The organism is Stenotrophomonas terrae (assembly GCF_039674165.1).
GTDB lineage: Bacteria > Pseudomonadota > Gammaproteobacteria > Xanthomonadales > Xanthomonadaceae > Stenotrophomonas > Stenotrophomonas terrae_A.
Genome location: NZ_JBDJMY010000083.1, coordinates 1 through 4,869, shown reverse-complemented (window position 1 = coordinate 4,869; position 4,869 = coordinate 1). Strand labels below are relative to the sequence as shown.

Here is a 4,869-nt window from a genome sequence, read left to right as displayed (position 1 = left end):
GGGCCCGCGTTGGGTTGTGGCCGGCGTGCCCCCCCCCACGCCTGGGCCGCCCCCTGGCCCCCTTTGCGGGGTTCCCCCCGCTCCCACAACAGCCATCAAAGCCACGAAGACCCGGTTCAGGCAAAGTGGCGCTGTCACGCCAGCCTGCCCTGCGCCGTCCTGCTCATATGAACGCTGAAACCATCTTCCAGAACCATCGCCCGCGCCTGCTTGCCCTGGCCTACCGCCTGCTGGGCAGCCGCGTGGACGCCGAGGACATCGTCCAGGACGCCTGGCTGCGCTGGGCCAACGCCGATATCAGCGCCATCCGCGACGCTGAAGCCTGGCTGGTCACCGCCACCACCCGCCTTGGTCTGGATCGGCTGCGTGCGGCCAAGCGCGAGCGCCTGCACTATGTCGGCCCCTGGCTGCCCGAGCCCTGGCAGGTCGACCTGGAGGCCGATCCCGCTCCCGGCCCGGCCCAGGCGCATGCCATCGCCGACGAGGTATCGATGGCCTTCCTCACCCTGCTGGAGCAACTGGGGCCGGAGGAACGTGCCGCCTTTGTGCTGAAGGAAGCGTTTGACCACGATTACCGGCAGATAGGCGACCTGCTTGGCCACAGCGAGGCCAACTGCCGGCAGTTGGTGCGCCGGGCAAAGCAACGCCTGCAGACCGGCGCACCACGCTTCAACGCCGCCCCAGCGCAGCACCAGCAGCTGCTGCAACGTTTCATGGAGGCCGCGCAGCGCGGTGACAGCCCCGCCATCCAGGCGCTGCTGCATGCCAATGCCATTGCGCTTTCCGACGGCGGCGGCGTGGTCACCGCGGCGATCCGGCCGCTGCAAGGCGCCGAGCGCATCGGCCGGCTGTACTGGGCCATTGCCCGTCGCGGCGGCGCCTTGCCAGCGCGCCTGGGCTACGTCAACGGCGAGCCGGCCATCCTGCGCTTTGCCGACGGCAAGCTGGCTTCGTTCACCACCATCGAGGTGGTGGATGGACGCATCGCCGCGCTGTACAGCGTACTCAATCCAAAAAAACTGCCAGTGCTTGTCACGCGCAGCGGCGCTGGCGCGTCCTTGTAATGAAAGACGGCCATTCCGGTCCTCTGGAGTCACCTGATGTCTGCCACTACCTTTCCTCGCGTTCCCTATACCCGCCTTGCCGCCGATGCCTTCAAGGGCCTGCTGGCCACCAGCAAGGCCGTACATGACAGCAGCATCGAGCACGAGCTGCAGGAGCTGGTGTTCCTGCGCGTCTCGCAGATCAATGGCTGCGGCTACTGCATGGACATGCACGGCACCGCGCTGCGCAAGGCCGGTATCGAGCCGCGCAAGCTGGACACGCTGCCGGCCTGGCATGAAAGCCGCTTCTTCGATGAACGCGAACGCGCCGCGCTGGGCTGGGCCGAAGCCATGACCCGCTTGCCGGATGGCGCACCGTCGCAGGCCGCATTCGACGCATTGACGCTGCATTTCGATGACAAGGGCATCAGCGACCTGAGCATGGCGGTAGCGGTGATCAATGCCTGGAACCGCCTCGGCGCCAGCCTGTTGCCGCCGCTGCCCTGAGCGCCCGCAACAGCGGCGGTCATCATTCCAGAGTGAGCTGATGGCCGACGCCGGCGCAACACCGCACAATACGCCGCATGGGAACCCTCGTACTGATCCTCGACCTCATCGGCACCTTCGTCTTCGCCCTGTCCGGGGCAACCATGGGCGTGCGGCGGCGGCTGGATATCTTCGGCGTGCTGGTGCTGTCGTTCGCGGCGGCATTGGCCGGCGGCATCACCCGAGATCTGCTGATCGGTGCCACCCCGGTGGCGGCGATCAGCGACTGGCGCTACCCGGCGATCACGCTGGCCGCTGGCGTGGTCACGTTCTTCTGGGCACCGCTGATCGAACGCATGCAATACCCGGTGCGCATGTTCGATGCGATGGGCTTGGCACTGTTTGCCGTGGCCGGTACGCAGAAGGCATTGGCCTACGGCATCGATCCACCGATGGCCGCGGCGCTGGGCATGCTGACCGGCATTGGTGGCGGCATTGCCCGCGACGTGCTGCTGGCACAGGTGCCGCTGGTCCTGCAGGCCGAGTTGTATGCGGTCGCAGCCTTGGCCGGCGCTGCGGTTGTCGCCCTGGGTTATTGGCTGGGGCTACCGCCTTTGCCTTGTGCGCTGGTCGGCGCCGGGCTGTGCTTTGGCCTGCGGATAATGGCGATGCACTTCGGCTGGCACCTGCCGGTGGCGCTGCAGTCGTCGGAACCACCGCCGCCGGAAGGGCCGCGCAGCTGATGTAGGAGAGTTGTGGGCGCTTCCCGCCTGCGCGGGAATGACGGCGCAAGCAAAGAAGCAAAAGCAAAGGCACCCCTCCCCGGCCCTCCCCTTGCCTGCGGCAAAGGGAGGGAGCAAAGCTTCCAAGTAACACCAATCTCACACCGCATCGGCCATCGTGATGTTCCCGTTTCCAAAGGACATGCTGATGGCCGCAGAACGCCCCGACTCCCTGATCGGCGATGAAGTCGTCCGTACTCTCGGCCAGCAGGCCCAGTCTTCGCAGGTGCTGGCACAGGTAAAGGACGGCCAGGTGACGCTGTCCGGCGACGTGCCCAGCAGCGAGGCCAAGCACCAGGTGGAAGCCGTTGTCGCTGCCATCGAAGGCGTGCGCAAGGTGGTCAGCCACCTCCATGTAGACAGCGGCAAGCGCTCGTTCGGCCCAGCCGGTGAAGCCGTACGCGACAACCCGGACGGCCGCGATGATGCGCAGATGGGTGACATCGACTTGGGCAAGGACGGTTGAGCGCCGCAGCAGCTCCTGGCCGCGCCTTTGCGGGTAACCTGACGTGGTACCTCGCCGCCTGAGTCACCCATGCCCCACCCCGCCGCCGCGCCCGCATCCACCCAGAAACCCAGCTTCCGCGAGCGCGTGAATGCCATGCGCAACCTGCCGCCGTTCCTGCGGCAGGTATGGCAGACCAGCCGTTGGCTGACCATGACCAGCCTTGGCCTGCGCCTTATCCGCGCGCTGATGCCGGTGGCCATGTTGTACGTGGGCAAGCTGATCATCGACGAGGCGGTACGCCTGGCCGGTGCCGGCGCGATGCCGCCGCTGGCCGAGGCGTTCTCCAGCGGCTACCTCAACACCTTGCTTGAACTGCTGCTGCTGGAACTGGCCATCGCCATCAGCTCGGACCTGCTCGGCCGGATGATCAACTACGCCGATGCCCTGTTGTCGGAGCTGTTCACCAATGCCACCAGCGTGAGGCTGATGGAGCATGCTGCCGAACTCGATCTGGAAGATTTCGAAGACCCCGATCTGCAGGACAAGCTGGACCGTGCCCGCCGCCAGACCATGGGCCGCATGAGCCTGATGAGCCAGTTGTTCGGCCAGGTGCAGGACAGCATCACCGTCATCAGTTTTGCCGCCGGCCTGATCGTCTATGCGCCGTGGTTGATCGTGCTGCTGGCCATTGCCCTCATCCCTGCCTTCATCGGCGAATCCCACTTCAACACCCTGGGCTACTCGCTCAACTTCAGCTGGACGCCGGAGCGCCGCCAGCTCGACTACCTGCGGCAGGTCGGCGCCAGCGTGGAAACGGCCAAGGAGGTGAAGATCTTCAACCTCAACCGTTTCCTGATTGACCGCTACAAGTTGCTGGCCGAACGTTTCTACAAGGCCAACCGCGCGCTGGCGCGCAAGCGCGCGATCTGGGGCACCCTGCTGGCGGCCCTGGGCACGCTGGGCTATTACACCGCTTACGCCTATATCGCCTGGCGCACCATTCGCGGTGATTTCAGCATCGGCGACCTGACCTTCCTGTCCGGCAGCTTCCTGCGCCTGCGGCAATTGCTGGAGGGCCTGCTGACCGGCTTCTCGCAGGTAGCCGGGCAAGCGCTGTATCTGGACGACCTGTTCTCGTTCTTCGCCATCGAACCGGAAATCCGCTCGCGCCCGGATGCCGCCGCGATACCGCGCCCGATCCGCGAAGGCTTCGTGTTCGACAACGTCGGCTTCCGCTACCCCGATGCCGAGCGCTGGGCCGTGCGCAATCTTAGCTTCCACCTACAGGCCGGTGAAGTCATCGCACTGGTCGGCGAAAACGGCGCCGGCAAGACCACCCTGGTCAAGCTGCTGGCCCGCCTGTACGACCCGGACGAAGGCCGCATCCTGCTGGACGGTCGAGACCTGCGCGATTACGACCTGGATGACCTGCGCGCCAACATGGGGGTGATCTTCCAGGACTTCGTGCGCTACCACCTGTCTGCCGGCGAGAACATCGGCGTGGGTTTGGTCGAGGCCATGGATGACAAGGTCCGCATCCGCGATGCCGCCCACCGCGCGCTTGCCGATGAAGTGATCGACGCCCTGCCCGCCGGCTACGACCAGTTGATCGGCCGCCGCTTCAAGACCGGCGTGGATCTGTCCGGCGGCCAGTGGCAGAAGATCGCCATCGCCCGCGCCTATATGCGCGATGCGCAGGTGATGATCCTGGACGAGCCAACCGCGGCATTGGATGCACGCGCCGAATTCGAAGTGTTCCAGCGTTTCAAGGAACTGTCGGACAACCGTACCGCGGTATTGATCTCGCACCGGTTTTCGTCGGTGCGGATGGCCGACCGCATCCTGGTGCTGGCCGACGGCCGCATCGAGGCCAGCGGCACCCACGAGGAGTTGATGATCGAGGGCGGCCGCTACGCCGAACTGTTCGAGCTGCAGGCCGCCGGGTACAGATAACGCAGACCCTGTAGTGCCGAGCCATGCTCGGCAGGGGCTTACCAGAAATGCGTCACCTGTAGTGCCGAGCCATGCTCGGCATGAAGCCTTACCGGCAAGCCCCCACATGTAGTGCCGAGCCATGCTCGGCAGTGGCGTTCCCGGTAGAGCCCTGCCG

5 protein-coding genes are annotated in these 4,869 nt (G+C 65.8%); all 5 read left to right on the top strand.

The window, feature by feature from the left end; all coding sequences use genetic code 11:
• Positions 1 to 167 precede the first annotated feature (167 nt).
• On the top strand, positions 168 to 1,064 hold the full coding sequence (locus tag ABE493_RS19230) for an RNA polymerase sigma-70 factor (protein WP_346500975.1): 897 nt from the start codon (positions 168 to 170) through the stop codon (positions 1,062 to 1,064).
• A 36-nt stretch (positions 1,065 to 1,100) separates the two neighbouring features.
• Positions 1,101 to 1,550 (top strand): carboxymuconolactone decarboxylase family protein, encoded by a 450-nt coding sequence (locus ABE493_RS19225; RefSeq protein ID WP_346500973.1) that lies wholly within the window; start codon positions 1,101 to 1,103, stop codon positions 1,548 to 1,550.
• Positions 1,551 to 1,627: 77 nt separating this feature from the next.
• Positions 1,628 to 2,272 carry a trimeric intracellular cation channel family protein gene (locus tag ABE493_RS19220; protein ID WP_346500971.1) on the top strand — a complete coding sequence of 215 codons (645 nt, stop codon included), beginning with the start codon at positions 1,628 to 1,630 and terminating at the stop codon, positions 2,270 to 2,272.
• A 187-nt stretch (positions 2,273 to 2,459) separates the two neighbouring features.
• Positions 2,460 to 2,777 (top strand): BON domain-containing protein, encoded by a 318-nt coding sequence (locus tag ABE493_RS19215; RefSeq protein WP_346500969.1) that lies wholly within the window; start codon positions 2,460 to 2,462, stop codon positions 2,775 to 2,777.
• 69 nt (positions 2,778 to 2,846) lie between these two features.
• Positions 2,847 to 4,712, top strand: coding sequence for an ABC transporter ATP-binding protein (locus ABE493_RS19210; protein WP_346500967.1), 1,866 nt, complete (start codon positions 2,847 to 2,849; stop codon positions 4,710 to 4,712).
• Positions 4,713 to 4,869 lie beyond the last annotated feature (157 nt).